This is a genomic window from Aneurinibacillus thermoaerophilus, assembly GCF_019603355.1.
Taxonomy (GTDB): Bacteria; Bacillota; Bacilli; order Aneurinibacillales; family Aneurinibacillaceae; genus Aneurinibacillus; species Aneurinibacillus thermoaerophilus.
Genome location: NZ_CP080764.1, coordinates 1,026,611 through 1,042,726 on the forward strand (window position 1 = coordinate 1,026,611; position 16,116 = coordinate 1,042,726).

The 16,116-nt window shown below is 45.9% G+C and carries 13 protein-coding genes; 8 read left to right on the top strand and 5 right to left on the bottom strand.

The genetic code is table 11. The annotated features are described in order from the left end of the window. Positions 1-4: 4 nt before the first annotated feature. The 6 genes from K3F53_RS05550 (at position 5) to K3F53_RS05575 (ending at position 7,819) form a co-directional block, all read left to right on the top strand. Complete coding sequence (locus K3F53_RS05550; protein ID WP_057899477.1) at positions 5-2,353, top strand: AAA family ATPase; 2,349 nt, start codon at positions 5-7, stop codon at positions 2,351-2,353. 49 nt (positions 2,354-2,402) lie between these two features. Beyond that, entirely contained in the window at positions 2,403-3,836 is a 1,434-nt protein-coding gene (locus K3F53_RS05555) for a sigma-54 interaction domain-containing protein (protein WP_082706062.1), read from the top strand. Positions 3,837-4,145: 309 nt separating this feature from the next. After that, on the top strand, positions 4,146-5,540 hold the full coding sequence (locus tag K3F53_RS05560; RefSeq protein WP_057899476.1) for a GntP family permease: 1,395 nt from the start codon (positions 4,146-4,148) through the stop codon (positions 5,538-5,540). Between the two features lie 76 nt (positions 5,541-5,616). After that, positions 5,617-6,306, top strand: coding sequence for a CoA transferase subunit A (locus tag K3F53_RS05565; protein WP_057899475.1), 690 nt, complete (start codon positions 5,617-5,619; stop codon positions 6,304-6,306). Between the two features lie 44 nt (positions 6,307-6,350). Continuing rightward, a complete protein-coding gene (locus K3F53_RS05570; RefSeq protein WP_057899474.1) occupies positions 6,351-7,004 on the top strand; it encodes a CoA transferase subunit B in 654 nt (217 codons plus the stop codon). 38 nt (positions 7,005-7,042) lie between these two features. Beyond that, positions 7,043-7,819, top strand: coding sequence for a 3-hydroxybutyrate dehydrogenase (locus tag K3F53_RS05575; RefSeq protein ID WP_057900384.1), 777 nt, complete (start codon positions 7,043-7,045; stop codon positions 7,817-7,819). A 69-nt stretch (positions 7,820-7,888) separates the two neighbouring features. Here the strand turns inward: K3F53_RS05575 and K3F53_RS05580 are convergent, their stop codons facing one another. The 5 genes from K3F53_RS05580 to K3F53_RS05600 all read right to left on the bottom strand — a co-directional run bounded on the left by K3F53_RS05580 (position 7,889) and on the right by K3F53_RS05600 (position 13,135). Further along, positions 7,889-9,085 carry an MFS transporter gene (locus K3F53_RS05580; protein WP_057899473.1) on the bottom strand — a complete coding sequence of 399 codons (1,197 nt, stop codon included), beginning with the start codon at positions 9,083-9,085 and terminating at the stop codon, positions 7,889-7,891. 166 nt (positions 9,086-9,251) lie between these two features. After that, positions 9,252-9,551, bottom strand: a complete 300-nt coding sequence (locus K3F53_RS05585) for an STAS domain-containing protein (protein WP_162265039.1) — start codon at positions 9,549-9,551, stop codon at positions 9,252-9,254. A gap of 183 nt (positions 9,552-9,734) precedes the next feature. Beyond that, positions 9,735-11,099 carry a globin-coupled sensor protein gene (locus K3F53_RS05590; RefSeq protein WP_057899471.1) on the bottom strand — a complete coding sequence of 455 codons (1,365 nt, stop codon included), beginning with the start codon at positions 11,097-11,099 and terminating at the stop codon, positions 9,735-9,737. Between the two features lie 279 nt (positions 11,100-11,378). Continuing rightward, the gene (locus K3F53_RS05595; RefSeq protein WP_057899470.1) at positions 11,379-12,320 is read right to left on the bottom strand and encodes an AEC family transporter; all 942 of its coding nucleotides are present in this window, start codon (positions 12,318-12,320) and stop codon (positions 11,379-11,381) included. Between the two features lie 101 nt (positions 12,321-12,421). Then, entirely contained in the window at positions 12,422-13,135 is a 714-nt protein-coding gene (locus K3F53_RS05600) for an iron-containing redox enzyme family protein (RefSeq protein WP_057899469.1), read from the bottom strand. A 406-nt stretch (positions 13,136-13,541) separates the two neighbouring features. Here K3F53_RS05600 and pfkA point away from each other — a divergent pair, with 406 nt between their 5' ends. Then, entirely contained in the window at positions 13,542-14,501 is a 960-nt protein-coding gene (gene pfkA / locus K3F53_RS05605) for a 6-phosphofructokinase (protein WP_057900383.1), read from the top strand. Between the two features lie 72 nt (positions 14,502-14,573). After that, positions 14,574-15,893 carry a glucose-6-phosphate isomerase gene (locus tag K3F53_RS05610; RefSeq protein WP_057899468.1) on the top strand — a complete coding sequence of 440 codons (1,320 nt, stop codon included), beginning with the start codon at positions 14,574-14,576 and terminating at the stop codon, positions 15,891-15,893. Positions 15,894-16,116 lie beyond the last annotated feature (223 nt).

Below are 16,116 nucleotides of genomic sequence, written 5' to 3' on the forward strand. Positions count from 1 at the left end.
GTGTATGAACCGGATATTGCAGTTTGATGAATGGACGGAAGCGGTCGGGGGGCTGTTTCATGAAATCGAACAAGCTCCACAACGCTTTGAAGCGCGTGCTGCTGAATTGTATGCCCAGCTGTCTCGGTGGAAAGAGCAAATGGATGAGGAGCAGCTTCGTCCGTGGGAAGCGATGTTGTACACATGCCTTGGGATTTTACAGTGGAATAGCCAGCCAGAAGGAAAAGGAGCGGAAAGCTGGTTGCGTCGGGCGGTTGATTTGGCACCAGAATTGGAAAAGGCATGGAAATACATGAAGCTTGTGCTGCTTGCCGAACTTGCTTCTCTGTTTGACGATATTTCCTTTTTTCCGCTGCGCCAGGTAGATCCGTCCGAGCGTCGTAAACAGAAAACACTTGAAGTTCTTCAGGGTATTGAGCGTCTTACCGGGGAAAAAATCAAGCTGGCCGAGCGGTGGATTGCAGAAGGGAAAGCAACGGAGAAACATCTTGCTGCAAAAGATATTGTATGGGAGGAAGCATCCGCCTGGCTGGCTGGACTGTCGGAATTGGTGCGCGAAGTGGAAGCGTGCGCTATGGCCTACCATCAGTCCATTAGTGGCTTGTATGCGCCCGAAGAGATGTTGCGGGAGTTTAACGAAGCGCTTGAGAGACTAAACGCTTATTTCGAAGACTGGAACACGGCGATGGTCGGCTATCGAAGGGAAGCGAAACAGTCGCCTTCCGCATTGGAACGTCTGGATGCGCTTGTCGGTATGAAAGATATCAAAAAGCGGATTCATGATTTGTATTATTTTTTGCTTTATTTAACAAAGCGCCGAGAGCTTGGATTCAAGATGCAGGACGAGATTGGACTGCACGCGATTCTCATGGGAAATCCAGGCACGGGCAAGACGACGATAGCCCGTCTTTTGGCAGAAATTTACCATGAACTTGGGCTTCTGGAACGCTCTTCCGTTATTGAGGTGGATCGTTCCCAGTTGGTGGGTTCTTATGTAGGGCATACGGAGCAGAAAGTAATGGAAGCGGTGCAGCGCGCGGTTGGCGGGGTGTTGTTTATTGATGAGGCGTATAGTTTAAAACGCGCAGGAAGCGCGGAAAACGATTTCGGACAGGTGGCGATCGATACCCTTGTCGCGGCGATGACCGGGGGGGAATATGCCGGTAAATTCGCTGTTATACTGGCCGGATATCCGGAAGAGATGAGAAATTTTCTGCTGGCTAATCCTGGTTTACGCAGCCGTTTTCCAGAAATTGGTCATTTTTACCTGCCCGACTTTACGATGGATGAACTGGTGGCTATTGGACAGATGGTGGCCCGCAATAATCAGTTTGTGCTAACGGAAAGTGCGGTTGCTGCTTTGAAAGAGCGGATTGAAGTGGAGCGTGTGGACGCTACGTTTGGCAACGCGCGTACAGTCAAAAATATCGTGCTTGACGCGATTACGGCAAAAGGACGTAAGCTGAAAGGCAAAGAAGAGCTGCCAGCTGATGAATTTACCATTTTATATGCGGAAGATTTTGCACGTCCGCTTCCGCAAGCGAAGCCGGCAACTGAACGCTTGCATGCTTTGGTCGGGTTGAAGGAAATTAAAGAAGAGATCAAGACATTGTTTGCGCTTTTATCCATTCAGCGGAAACGGAAAGAGCAAGGCTTACCCGTTACGCCGCTGCAGTTTCATGCCTTTTTTTCCGGCAATCCGGGTACCGGTAAAACGACGGTAGCAGAAATTTATGCTTCGATCTTGAAAGAAGCGGGCATATTGAAGCGAGGACATTTGGTTACGGTCGGAAGGGCAGATTTAGTAGCTGAATATGTAGGACAGACAGCCGTTAAAACGAGGCGAAAAATCACCGAAGCGCTGGGTGGCGTGCTATTCATTGACGAAGCTCACGCCTTGATCCCATCCGGCTCGAATGATTACAGTGCAGAAGCGATCGATACGCTGGTTGAAGAAATGACAAAACATAAAGAAAATCTTGTTGTTGTGCTGGCTGGATATCCCGGCTTTATCGAGCAGTTATTGGATACGAATCCAGGCCTGCGTTCCCGGTTCAAAAAGTATTTTCATTTTCCGGATTATTCATTACAAGAATTACTCGAAGTGGCAAGAACTTATGCCGCTGAACAGGGCTATCAGCTTTCGTTGGAAGCCATCAACCGTTTGCGTCGGTATTTCGAACAGCGAAGCGGAGAGCGAAGCGGCAATGCTCGGCTTGCGCGCGATGTTATTGAGGAGGCCATGCAGCGCCAGGCAAGGCGTTTGATGGATACGGGGCACACAGCATTTACGCGGGAAGAATTAATGCGATTGGAAGAAAGTGATATCCGCCCCTTCCCGTTTTTGTCATAAATATCTATGATAAGTATAGAAGAGCTACGGCAGAATAGGAGGAAACGGCATGATAATCCGGCGAAACGGATGGGTGCACCGTTTGTTGGTTGAGCTGGCCGGAAAAGCGCAAAAGGTAAAAGAAGAAAAAGACATGTTGCAGACGATTATTGATCATGCCTACGAAGGTGTGTTAATTGTCGACCCGAACGGATATATCTTAATGGCCAACGAAATTTACGCGAATTTTCTGGGCTGGAAGCTTAGCGATATGATTGGTAAGCATGTGACTGAAGTCATTGAAAATACGCGGATGCACATCGTGGGTCAGACTGGAAAGCCGGAAATTGCCCAAATTCAAAAAATTAATGGGCGCGAGATGATTGCCAGCCGCATTCCGGTGTTTAACCAGGGAAAAGTGGCAGCCGTTGTTGGAACGGTGATGTTCCAGGAAGTTGATGATTTATTTGCGCTTACCACTAAAGTAGAAAATCTGCGCAAAGAGTTGAATTATTACAAAGACGAGCTGGACAAGCGGTTGCAGGCGAAATACTCGTTTGATACGATTCTTGGCACAAGTGAAGAACTGGAAAAAGTAAAAATACTAGGGCGCCGTGTAGCCAAAAGTGATACAACTATTTTGCTTAAAGGGGAGAGCGGTACAGGCAAGGAATTGTTCGCCCATGCTATTCACCGGGAAAGCTACCGCAGCGCGGGGCCGCTTATTAAAGTGAACTGCGCCGCCATTCCGGATACGTTGCTTGAGTCGGAACTGTTCGGTTACAAAGGAGGTTCCTTTACAGGGGCGAAAAAATCCGGAAAGAAAGGGAAATTCGCCCTCGCGAAAGGCGGTACGATTTTTCTTGATGAAATTAGCGAAATGCCTTTAATGATGCAGGCGAAATTGTTGCGGGTACTTCAGGAAAAAGAAATTGAACCGATCGGCGCGGATAAGCCAGAATCAGTTGATGTGCGTATTATTGCTGCTACCAACAAAGATTTACTCACTCTTGTGGAGCAGGGAAAATTCCGCCATGATTTGTATTATCGCTTGAATGTTGTAATGCTTGAAATTCCGCCGTTGCGTGAACGAAGCGAGGATATTCCGCTGTTAATTGAATCGTTTTTGCAGCAGTTGGAGAAAGAGACAGGTATCCGTGCCAAAGGTGTAGAAGATGAGGCGATGCGTGCCTTGCTTGCTTACTCGTGGCCAGGTAACATTCGTGAACTTCGCAATGTGCTGGAGCGTGCTTTATACGTAAAAAACGGGGAAATGATTGCGTTGCAGGATTTGCCGCCGCTGCTGGCAACCAGCCCCCAGACAGAAAAGAAAATGGTAACATTAAAGCAAGCGGTGGAGAAAGCGGAAGCGGAGGTCATTCGCGAAACGATTCGTCGAACAAAAGGAGATAAGATTGCTGCAGCGCGGCAGCTTGGTATTAGCAAGTCCGGTTTATATGTCAAGCTGGCCCGGTACGGTTTAAACGAAGAAAGGTATCAATAATTGTTTGATACCTTTTTCTATTTTCTTGGAATTTTCGTCTATAATTTTGGAAAAGATGAAAGGGTTTTTATTTACAAATGATTTTGTTTTTTACATAAATAAGAAAAAATGAAGACTTTTCAAGCTCTATTTGTTATGCATAACGACCATCAAAAGTAACCAGAGTGTTTGGCACGATATTTGCTCCCTAAATCAGTAAGATTATTAAGAAAAAAAGAGAGGAGCGGGTATGGTACGTAGGTAGAAAGTAGAGCAAGAAAAGAATTGAAAGCGGTTCAATACATGGTATAGATAAAGGGAGGAAGCTGGATGGAAATTGTAGTTATTTTATTGGCGCTGTTTTTCCTGATGTTTGTCGCTTATCGTGGCTTTAGCGTCATTTTGTTTGCGCCCATTGCCGCACTGTTTGCGGTGCTTCTGACTGATCCAGGGTATGTGCTCCCATTTTTTTCAGGTGTATTCATGGACAAAATGGTCAGCTTCATTAAAAACTATTTTCCTGTATTCTTGTTGGGAGCGATCTTTGGTAAAGTCATTGAAATGTCCGGCTTCGCGAAATCGATTACGGGCGCGGTTATCAAAATGATCGGTCCGAGTCGGGCGATGCTGGCTATTGTATTGGTTGGCGCGATTCTTACGTATGGGGGCGTTTCCTTATTCGTTGTGGCGTTTGCTGTATATCCATTTGCAGCGGAATTGTTTCGAGCAGCTGATATTCCGAAACGCCTGATTCCAGGAACTATTGCACTTGGGGCGTTTACGTTCACAATGGATGCTTTTCCGGGAACGCCACAAATTCAGAATATTATTCCGACGACATTTTTCAAAACAGATACGTGGGCTGCTCCTTGGCTTGGTTTTATAGGTGGACTTTTTGTTTTCATTCTTGGTATGATTTACTTAGAATATAGGAGAAGAAAGGCAAAGGCAGCAGGAGAAGGGTATGGTACAGGTCACAAAAATGAGCCTGAGCTGGTTGCGGATGAGAAACTGCCGCATCCACTTATTGCTATCTTGCCGCTTGTTGTTGTCGGCGTATTTAACAAAATTTTCACAAATATGATTCCACAGTTCTACGGAAAGACGTTTGACTTTGCTGCCATCAATATTCCGAAAGTGGATCCGGTTGATATTTCTAAGGAGACAGCCATTTGGGCTGTTGAGGGCGCGCTTGTGCTCGGCATCTTGACGGTATTGGTTTTTTCATTCAACCGGATCAAAGAAAATTTCAACGCGGGAATTAACGCATCGATCGGTGGCGCGATGCTGGCGACGCTTAACACGGCTTCCGAGTACGGATTTGGCGGCATTATTTCGCTGCTTCCCGGATTTAAGGCTGTGAATGAGGCAATGGCGAATACGTTTACAAATCCGCTGGTCAACGAAGCTGTAACAACAACGACGCTCGCTGGTATCACCGGCTCCGCATCGGGCGGGATGAGCATCGCGCTGGCAGCTATGGGGGAGACCTATTTGGAACAGGCGCAGAAGATGGGCATCGACCCGGAAGTGTTGCATCGCGTAGCTTCCATGGCGTCTGGCGGCATGGATACGTTGCCGCATAACGGTGCTGTAATTACGCTGCTTGCGGTTACCGGGCTGACACATAAGCAATCCTATATTGATATTTTCGTGATGACTGTTATCAAGACAGTCGCTGTATTCTTTATTATCGCACTTTATTATATGTTTGGTATTGTTTAAAATTTCGCTTCATTGCAAGCGATTTCAATTCTATTCTCAGAGCAATGATTACTAATTTCGATGAGGAGTGAGTCGAGTGAGTGTCTACACATCCATTGAGGAAGCCTTAAGCGGAATTCAAGACGGGGCGACGATTATGGTGGGTGGCTTCGGCCTAGTAGGAATTCCAGAGAAGTTGATTCTCGGATTGCGCGACCTTGGCGTAAAGGATCTAACAATTATTTCGAACAACTGCGGCGTAGACGATTGGGGTCTGGGCGTGCTGTTACACAATAAACAAATCAAAAAAATGATTTCTTCTTATGTAGGAGAGAACAAAGAGTTTGAACGTCAGTTCCTTTCCGGTGAACTAGAAGTGGAATTGGTGCCCCAAGGGACATTGGCAGAACGCATTCGTGCGGGTGGCGCAGGTATCCCGGCATTCTATACGCCTGCCGGCGTAGGTACGCCGCTGGCGGAAGGACGTGAAGTGCGCGTATTTAACGGCAAAGAATATTTGCTGGAAACGGCGTTGACAGCTGATTTTGCCCTCGTGAAAGCGCAGAAGGGGGATACGATGGGCAACTTGATTTATAACAAAACTGCGCGCAATTTTAACCCGATGATGGCGGCGGCTGGTAAGATTACAATTGCTGAAGTAGAAGAACTTGTAGAGCCGGGCGAACTCGATCCGGATCACATTCATACGCCGAGCGTGTATGTACAGCGCATCATTCAATGTACAAATTATGAGAAACGAATCGAGCGCAGAACAGTGCGGGCATAATGGCTAGGGACAGTCATGCGGATCATAATGAGGAGGGGAATACAATGGCATTAACCAGAGAGCAAATTGCGATGCGAGCGGCGCAGGAGATTGAGGACGGTTTTTACGTGAATTTGGGAATAGGCATTCCGACGCTGGTGGCTAACTACATTCCGAAAGAAAAACGCGTAGTGTTACAATCGGAGAACGGTCTTCTCGGCATTGGGCCATATCCAACGGAGGACGAAGTAGATCCGGAAGTAATTAACGCCGGTAAAGAAACGATTACAATGATTCCAGGCGCGAGCATTTTTAGCAGTGCAGAATCGTTCGGAATGATTCGCGGCGGTCATATTGATTTAGCGATTCTTGGCGGCATGGAAGTATCGAAAAATGGCGATCTTGCCAATTGGATGATTCCAGGCAAAATGGTCAAAGGCATGGGCGGCGCGATGGATCTTGTGCACGGCGCGAAGCGCATTATCGTCATTATGGAACACGTTAACAAATACGGACAGCCGAAAATCCTGAATGAGTGCACGCTGCCGCTGACCGGAAAAGGCGTGGTAAACCGTATCATTACGGATCGGGCAGTCATCGATGTAACTGAAAAAGGGCTGGAATTGGTAGAAGTTGTTCCGGGATATACGGTACAGGATATTCAGGATTGTACGGAACCGGAATTAATAATTTCTCCAAAATTAGCAAGTCAGGCATAGTTGAATGATAGTAAGGAGATTTTGCTTTTATGACAAAATTGGTGAGGGATAAAGCGGTATTTATTACGGGAGCCGCAAGTGGCATCGGTCTGGAAATTGCGAAAGAGTTTGCCAAAGAAGGAGCAAAAGTAGCGATTAGCGATATAAATGCTGAAGCGGCTATAGCTGCTGCTTCCGAACTGGAAGCGCAAGGGTATACGGCCATCGGTATGGGATGCAACGTGGTGGAAGAGGAACAATTGAAAGCTGCGCTTGACGAAACGGTAGTGAAATTTGGATGTCTCGATGTATTAATTAATAACGCAGGATTGCAATATGTTTCCCCGATTGAGGAATTTCCAACCGAAAAATTCGAATGGCTGGTAAAAGTCATGCTGGTAGCGCCATTTATGGCGATTAAACACGCATTTCCAATTATGAAAAAGCAAAGATACGGTCGGATTATTAATATGGCTTCCGTTAACGGTCTCGTTGGCTTTGCTGGTAAAGCGGCGTATAACAGCGCAAAGCACGGTGTTATCGGGTTGACAAAAGTGGCGGCGCTGGAAGGCGCGGCGTATGGTATTACTGTTAACGCGATTTGCCCTGGGTACGTGGATACGCCACTTGTGCGCGATCAGTTGATCGACTTGGCAAGAACGCGCAATGTACCGCTAGAAAAAGTATTGGAAGAAGTGATTTACCCACTTGTGCCTCAGCGCAAGCTATTGTCTGTTAAGGAAATTGCGGACTATGCGCTGTTTATCGCAAGCGACAAAGCCGCCAGTGTCACCGGCCAGGCTATTGTTATTGACGGTGGTTATACAGCACAATAATTGGAAAAATTCCGGATGCTTATGCTCCGGAATTTTTTCTTATCCGATCGGACAGAAAAGGCTTGTGACTTACGCTTCTTCTCCCGATTCTTTACCGAAGAACAGCACGACGAGTACAGCGAGCATTGTCATGGTAAAGAACATGGTGAAAATGTACGGGAATCCGATGCCTATACTGATTAGCAATCCGACTAGATACGGAGCGATAATGCCGGCGATACGTCCGAAACCGGCTGCCCAGCCAGTACCGGTGGCACGGAAGGAAGTCGGGTACTGCTCAGCAGTATATGCGTAGGTTGCTCCCCAGGCACCGAGGTTGAAGAAGGACAGGCAAACGCCGGAAATAAGCAGTGTCCATACGTTAGGAGAGAGACCAAACGTAAGGGATGAGAGAGCGGCCAACACCATAAATGTTACGAGCGTAGCTTTTTTGCTCCACTTGTCAACAAAGTAGGCGGCGGTAAAGTAACCCGGAATTTGCACCAATGTCATGAGCAGTACATATTCAAAGCTTTTAATAAGAGTAAACCCTTTCATAACCATGATAGAAGGCATCCAGAGCAGCATGCCGTAGTAGGAAAACACGGAAGCGAACCAGAGAAGCCAGAGCACGAATGTTGTGCGGCGGTAGGAAGCGGACCAAAGCAGCTTAATTTTTTGCCCAATTGTTTGTTGATTCGTCTGTCTTGTAAAAGCGGGAGTTTCCGGAAGCGCCCGGCGTAAATAGAGTGCATATAGCGCGGGTAGAGCGCCTATGAACAGGGCGATACGCCAACCGTATTCCGGAATGACAAAGTAAGAGATAACAGCAGCTAAAAGCGCTCCACCTGCCCAGAAGCTTTGTAGCCAGACAACCCATTTTGCGCGATTTCGTTGTGGGGCAGATTCTAGCACGTACGTTGTAACAACGGGTAATTCCCCTCCTAGGCCAAAGCCAACGATAAAGCGAAATACCATAAAGATGATAAGGGAAGTGGCGAGCGCGTTGAGTCCGGTTGCGATGCTGTAAATTAATAGTGTAATAATAAAGAGCTGCTTGCGTCCATAACGGTCGGCCCACAAACCGGCCAGGGCTGCTCCTAACGCCATACCAATAAAGTTAATGGTACCAATAAATCCCATTTCAGTTGGTGCTAGGCCCCATTCTGCCTGTAGCGCAGCAAGAACAAAAGCTAGAATGCCGACGTCCATGGAGTCAAACAGCAGACCGACGCCGGAGACACTAAGCATTTTTAGCGCCCGGCGTTTTTTCTTTTTTTTGTGCATATCATTCACCCTTTCTTGTTATTTTAATGATACATTGGATCTTGGATGCTATATTGTATTCAAGCGCAGATGAATTGCTTATGTGAAAGAAACCGGTAAGAAAACTTTATTTTTGAAATAAAAAACAGGCGGATGGGTATCGCGCCTGTTTTGTGGTGATATGCTGTTATGCGATTTCAATCAGAGTATCTAGCTTGCAAATTTGGAGAATTCTTTTTACCGGAAGCGAACTATTAATCATTTTTACTTCATAATGAGAAAGCAGCGGATGAATCCAACTGATTAAGAAGCCGATTCCCGTACTGTCGATACATCGTACTTGGCGTAAATCGATAATAAGCTGATTCGGGTATTCTGGAAGCTCTACTTCTTTTACTTTTTCTTCCATTTGTCGTACAGTTTCAAAATGGATATCCTCTTGAAAAATAAATACCACTTGATTTTCCTGTACCTTATAATCAATCATTATTTTGTCCCCTTTATCTTTCTTTTTCATTATTTACTTTCTTTCAAAAATGAGGCCAGATGTTTTCTAAATTTTGTAAAATTTGAATTGTTTACTTAATTTTTATTTTTTGTTATGAGGTAATTTTTTAGATAAGGGTGACGGTACTCATTCCGTGTTCCACCTATGTTCCTTCGTAATGTCCTATTCCTGAATGTTGAATTTGCCATTTAACTGATTGCTAAGCAAGCTCAATTCTTCCGCCATCTTCGCCACCTGTTCAGAAGCGGTGGCAACTTCGCTAAATGTTTGCTGAAAATCGAGAATATATTGGCTTACATTCTGGATTTTTTCGCTGTTTGCGCGCACTTGAACGGAAGAATTATTCATAATCTCCATAATAGCGTTGTTCATCTCACGGAAACGGCTTGTTTGTTTTGTAATTTGTTCAAACGAGTCTTCAAAAGAATTTACATTGTTTTGCACCATAGAAATTTGTTCATGAATATGCTCAAGCGCTGCTTGCGTCTGCATGGCCAGATTCCGCACTTCTTTGGCAACAACAGTAAAGCCGCGCCCGTGTTCGCCAGCGCGCGCTGCTTCGATGCTCGCGTTAAGAGAAAGTACATTCGTTTTATTAGAGATCGCGTGAATAACTTGTACGATTTCGCCAATTTTATTGGCGCTTTCGATTAACTCTTTTGATTTCTCGCGCGTTTCGTCCATGATTGTTGCGATGCGGTCGATTTCTTTCAGCGCCGACGAAATTTCTGCTTTTCCTTCTTCTACATCTTTCACCATTTTTTGTGATCTTTCTTGAATGTCGCGCGTGCCTTCGAGCATTTGGGTGACATGCGCCTCTTTTTCGCAAATGGAAGCGCTGGTTTGTTCTGCGGTGGCGACAAGCATCTCCGATGATTCATTGAGGCGGTGTTGAATGTGCTCGATTTCGTTTAAGCGCATCATGGAAGCAGTATACGAATCGATATAGGTGGCAATAGCGATTTGCATATCAAGCGAACAAAGGCGCTGAAAGGAAACAAACGCTTCATACGCTTCTTCTACAGAGGGCATTTCTCTAAGAAGCACAGCAAGCACTTCGTTCTGTATAAGCGTGTAAGCACCAATATACCATTCTGGAAAGAGGTTAATGCGGTTGTGCACATTGCCAATAATTTTGCGGCGTATGATATACTCTTGGCCAATTTCGCCGGATACCATATCCATCAGGTAACGTTCCAACGTCTGGCGCAACTTATCTATGGAACTGTGATGATTAATAATCGTCATGAGGTCTGGAACTTGTGACAATTTCTCGTAAAAAGCATGTACAATGTCTTTTACATTTTTACTGAAAATAGGACGAATTGAAACAAGACGCTGCAAATCTTCCACAGTAAGCCCTACAAATTTGACTTTGGAAGCTTCTGTACTATTCATCAGTTCCTTGTAGTAGCGTGAGACGTCAACGGAAGGCGACGCTTTAGACGAAGGCGATTTTGTCCCTTTTAAAAATCCTAAAGCTTTTTTTTCGTTACCGGATAAATATTCAAACGGACGTCCTTTCATTTTTCTTCTCCTTTACACGTGATATATAAAATTCTAAATAAGTCAGCGGAAGAATAGTTAAAATCAATGAAGATTATACCATGACAGTAGGTTGTAAACTCATACTTTTATACTGAAAAAGTATAATAAATTTGTATATTTCTTAAAAACTGTTTTTTTTAATATCCATTATATGTAGGTCAAAAGGGTTGTTTTGTATGTAAATTGTTGAGGGGGAAGCAATTGCTACGACGCCAGCGTCATAGTAGGCACCAGCGTCGGTGGATTGGTGAGTTGTTCTTACTTTAATACAAGGTAGAACCCTAACATTGTCATAAAAGGAATAGTAGTAATGGAAGCCAATGTGGAGAATACGGTCATGGCTGCTCCGTATTCTTCATCGCGCGAATAACGTGCAAACAAAATAGATGCCAATGTAATCGAAGGCATTGTAGATTGCACGATAATAATCTGCGCCACTTCCTTCGGCAAAGAAAGAACATAGAGCAAAAGCGCGGTGATTACAGGAAAAATGCAGAGCTTCATCACAAGCGGCATGCTGATATGATGAAGGGTAACCGAGCTTTTTTTTCTAAGCATAGAAGGAATAAGCATCCCAATATATATCATGGCGAGCGGAGAAGCGAGACTAGCAAGCGTCTCCGTTAGTTTCATGACCCCGGAAGGCGGTGTAAATTGGAAGAATGCTACAAGCATGCCTGTAAAAATAGCCAACATCGGAATATTGATGAGCGCTTTTAATGCTTGGAAATTCAACTTTTTCTCCCTTTGCAGCATGATGACACCAAGCGTCCAGATTGTGAAATCGAGTCCGGCATCAAAGATAGCGGCCAAAAGCGCGCCTTTTGGTCCGAATAGCGCCGCACAGAGAGGGATGCCAATGAATCCAGTATTTCCGAGTCCGGATAAAAGCGCCATTTCTTTCGCCTTGTCGGGTGGGACACGCATGGCCTGTGCTGCCATCCAACCGAGGAACACACCTAGGCAGTTAATGATAATGGAACCGAGAAAAGTTAGCAAGACAAGTGAAAGGAAAAAACTGTCTATCTTTGTTTGAAAAACACCGTTTAAAATGATACATGGCATTGCCACATTAATAATGATAGCAATCAATAGTTGACGGCGTTCAGTGGTAAAGGGAATGCGGTTTGCCAATAAAGCTCCGATAAGGATCATAGCCGCCATAATTAGGATAGAAGATAAAACGGCTGAAATCTCCACCTTTCTCTCCCTCTTTCTTTCTATGTTTAAATATTTTGCCGAGAATATCATAATAAAAAGCGGCCTGTTCCGGCAATAGGAAGAGGCCACTTCCTGTTGGGTTATACGCTTTTCATACGTTCATAGAGTCCATCGTAGAAGCGCGCTTCAGAGCGGGTGATGTAAGCGCCAGCGCGGTACATCAATTCTAAATCCTGTGGTGAGGTATAACGGTTGAGTACGTTCTTGCATAATTGATAATGACGCGGTTCGTGGTGATCGGCGTGTACCGTCCAGAATGTTGTGTTCAGCTTATGTTCTTTGTTGTAATTCGGGTGTTCCAGGCCTTTGCCGATAAGTTTCATCACTTTGCCGGCGAACAGTTCGGAACCGAACCCAATGGCCGCCATCGCTTCCAGCGGAGTTGCATTGCGCAGAAAGTAGATGAATGTATCCACCGCTTCTTTCGCCGCCGGAGCAACCGGGTAGTCAGGCACGTATTTTTCATTGGTCGGCACATCAGGAGCTGCAGTAATAAGAAAAGAGTGATAGAGGCGGGAATGATAGGCTTTTGGATTGCCGCGTCCTCCTTCATCCCACAAGTTGTCGACAAGCGGTACCCACCAGTCGTCTTCAGGTTTCACCGCTGCTATCGCTGCGCCAAGAATGCGCGGGAAATTGCGGCTGTAATAGCTATATTGCAATGCGAATTCGCGCACTTGCGCCTGTGTCCATTGACCGGCCAGTAGCGTTTGCATGAATGTTCCCTGAATGATTTCTGCTTCAACGATGTCCCAAATTTTTTGTTCAATTTGCTCATAATTCTTAATCGCCATCAGACAAAACACTCCCTATATAATAATCCTTTGTTTTCAGCATTGTTCAGCAGTATATAAGTGTAACTACAGCCTTATGTATTTTACATCCTATGATTTTGTGAACATAAAAACTTACTTATTATACTCATAACTATTGCCAGAAAGTCAAGGTTGTTTTGTTTTGATTTGTCGTCTGAACGCGTGGTTGGCGAGTTTCGCTTTTATTGATAGTATTAAGAAGAAAACGAGTATAGTAAGCGTAGATTTTTAGCGTGAAATATAGTATGTCATATGTGGTGTATGAACAATGTTGTTTTTTATGGAACTCTTTTGACCAATGATGTTAAGGTGGTTGGCCTAGAAAAACCGGCGAAGATAAATTTTTCAGCTTTATCTGGCGTAGGAAAAAGAAAGGATGATGATGATGCAAAAAATAGCGGTTTTAACTAGTGGTGGAGATGCACCCGGCATGAACGCGGCCATCCGCGCCGTTGTGCGGCGCGGCATTTCATACGGGATGGAAGTGTACGGTATTTATCATGGCTACGCCGGACTGATGGAGGGACAGATCGAGCCGATGAACGTAGGTAGCGTCGGCGATATCATCCAGCGCGGCGGTACGATTCTTCACAGCAGCCGTAGCGAAAAATTTAAAACGGAGGAGGGACAGCAGGAAGCGATTGCGCAGCTTAAAGCGAAGGAAATCGAAGGGCTGGTTGTCATCGGTGGCGACGGTTCATTTCGTGGCGCACAAAATTTGGCTGATAAAGGGTTTCCAACGATTGGGATTCCTGGGACAATCGACAATGATATTCCCGGGACAGAGGTAACGCTCGGCTTCGATACTGCTGTGAACACTGTCATTGAAGCGATTGATAAAATTCGTGATACAGCCACTTCGCATGAGCGTATTTTTGTCGTCGAAGTTATGGGCCGGCACTGCGGCGATATCGCGCTTTGGGCAGGCTTAAGCGGCGGTGCGGAATCGATTTTAATACCAGAAGTTGATTTTGATATGAAAGAAGTGACTTATCGCTTGCTGGAAGGAAATAAGCGGGGGAAAAAGCATAGTATTATTATTGTAGCGGAAGGCGTGTGCCCGGCTGCGGAAATCGCTCAAATGATTAAGGAGGAAGCGGGGCTGGAAACGAGGGTTACGGTGCTTGGTCATGTGCAGCGCGGCGGTTCACCGACCGCTTTCGACCGTATGCTCGGCAGTCGTCTGGGAGCCAAAGCTGTTGATTTGCTGCGCGAGGGCCAGACCGGAAAAATGGTCGGAATTCAACGCAACCGGATTGCCGTGGTCGATTTTGCCGACGTATTTAGCGGGAAGCATAGCATTGACCTAGATATGTACGAACTCGGGAAATCACTTTCCATTTAATCTATTTTTATTGCTCTAGGAGATGCTCTCCGTGTAAAATAATGGTGTTTTGTTTAAGGAAGGAGAGCTTGAATGAAAAAGCGAGTTACATTCGATTATATACAAGCGGAGCAGTTTTTCACGGAGCGCGAATTGGAACAGATGGCTCCGCAGGTACGGAAGGCGCATGAGATGTTACATACGGGCGCTGGTCCCGGTGGCGAGTATACAGGATGGGTAGAGTGGCCACACGTGTATGACCGCGGTGAATACGGGAGATTGAAGCAGGTAAGCGCGAAGATTCGTGAAAAAGCGGATGCTTTTGTGGTAATCGGGGTCGGCGGCTCTTATCTTGGGGCACGCGCTGCGCTGGAAATGCTGAAGCCCGCGTTCTATAATCAGCTGCCTAGAGCGCAGCGCGGCGGCCCGGAGATTTATTTTGCGGGCCATCAGTTAAGCGCTTCATATACAGCACAATTGTTGCGACTTTTGCAGGATAAAGAAGTATATGTAAATGTTATTTCAAAATCGGGCACTACGTTGGAGCCGGCGCTCGCATTTCGCTTGTTTCGCGCTTTTTTGGAGAAGCGATACGGAAAGAAGGAGGCGCGAAACCGGATCATTGCAACGACGGACAAGGCAAGAGGAGCGCTGAAACAATTGGCTGATGAGGAAGGGTATGAAACGTTTGTTGTGCCCGACAGTATCGGTGGACGTTATTCCGTGCTGACGCCGGTGGGTCTTTTGCCGATGGCGGTGGCAGGACTTGATACTGACCAGATAATGGAAGGTGCCGCAGATGCAGTATCTTTGTGCAGCAAGTCTGATATTTACGCCAACCCGTCTTATCTGTACGCCGCGCTCCGTAACTTGCTTTATAATAAGGGGAAAACGATTGAACTTTTTGTCGGGTACGAGCCGTCTCTTCTTTATATGGCTGAGTGGTGGAAGCAGTTGTTCGGGGAAAGTGAAGGAAAGGGCGGCAAAGGACTGTTTCCGGCCAGCTTGAATTTTTCCACTGACCTTCATTCTCTCGGCCAGTATGTGCAAGATGGTCGGCGCGATTTATTCGCTACGACGCTTTGGATCGAAGGCACGCGCGAGCGGGTGGCCGTTCCGGAGATGGAAAATGATCTGGACGGATTGAATTATTTGGCTGGTGTCACATTGGACGAGATTAACGCGAAAGCATGCGCAGGCGCGATGTTAGCTCACACGGAAGGCGGGGTTCCGAATCTGAAGGTAGCTGTTCCAGAAGCAACACCTTATTATTTCGGACAATTGGTATATTTCTTTGAAAAAGCGTGCGGCATAAGCGGACATTTGCTTGGGGTTAATCCGTTTGATCAACCCGGTGTGGAAGCGTACAAGCGCAATATGTTTCGCCTGCTGGGAAAGCCGTCCGTAACATAGTAAATACTATACCGCCGCTCCGTTTCGGGGCGGCGGTATGGTTTGTGATGATAGAAGCTGTTTGCGCATAAATGTGTATCGTTTTACTAGAATAGAAAAAAAGAAAGGTTAACGTATGACGAAGCGAGAAAGATAGCGGCATGGATGGAATAAGCTTATCTTACGCAATGAAAGGAAATAAGTGGAGTATAATGGGAGAAACGGGAGCAACCCGCAATTTACC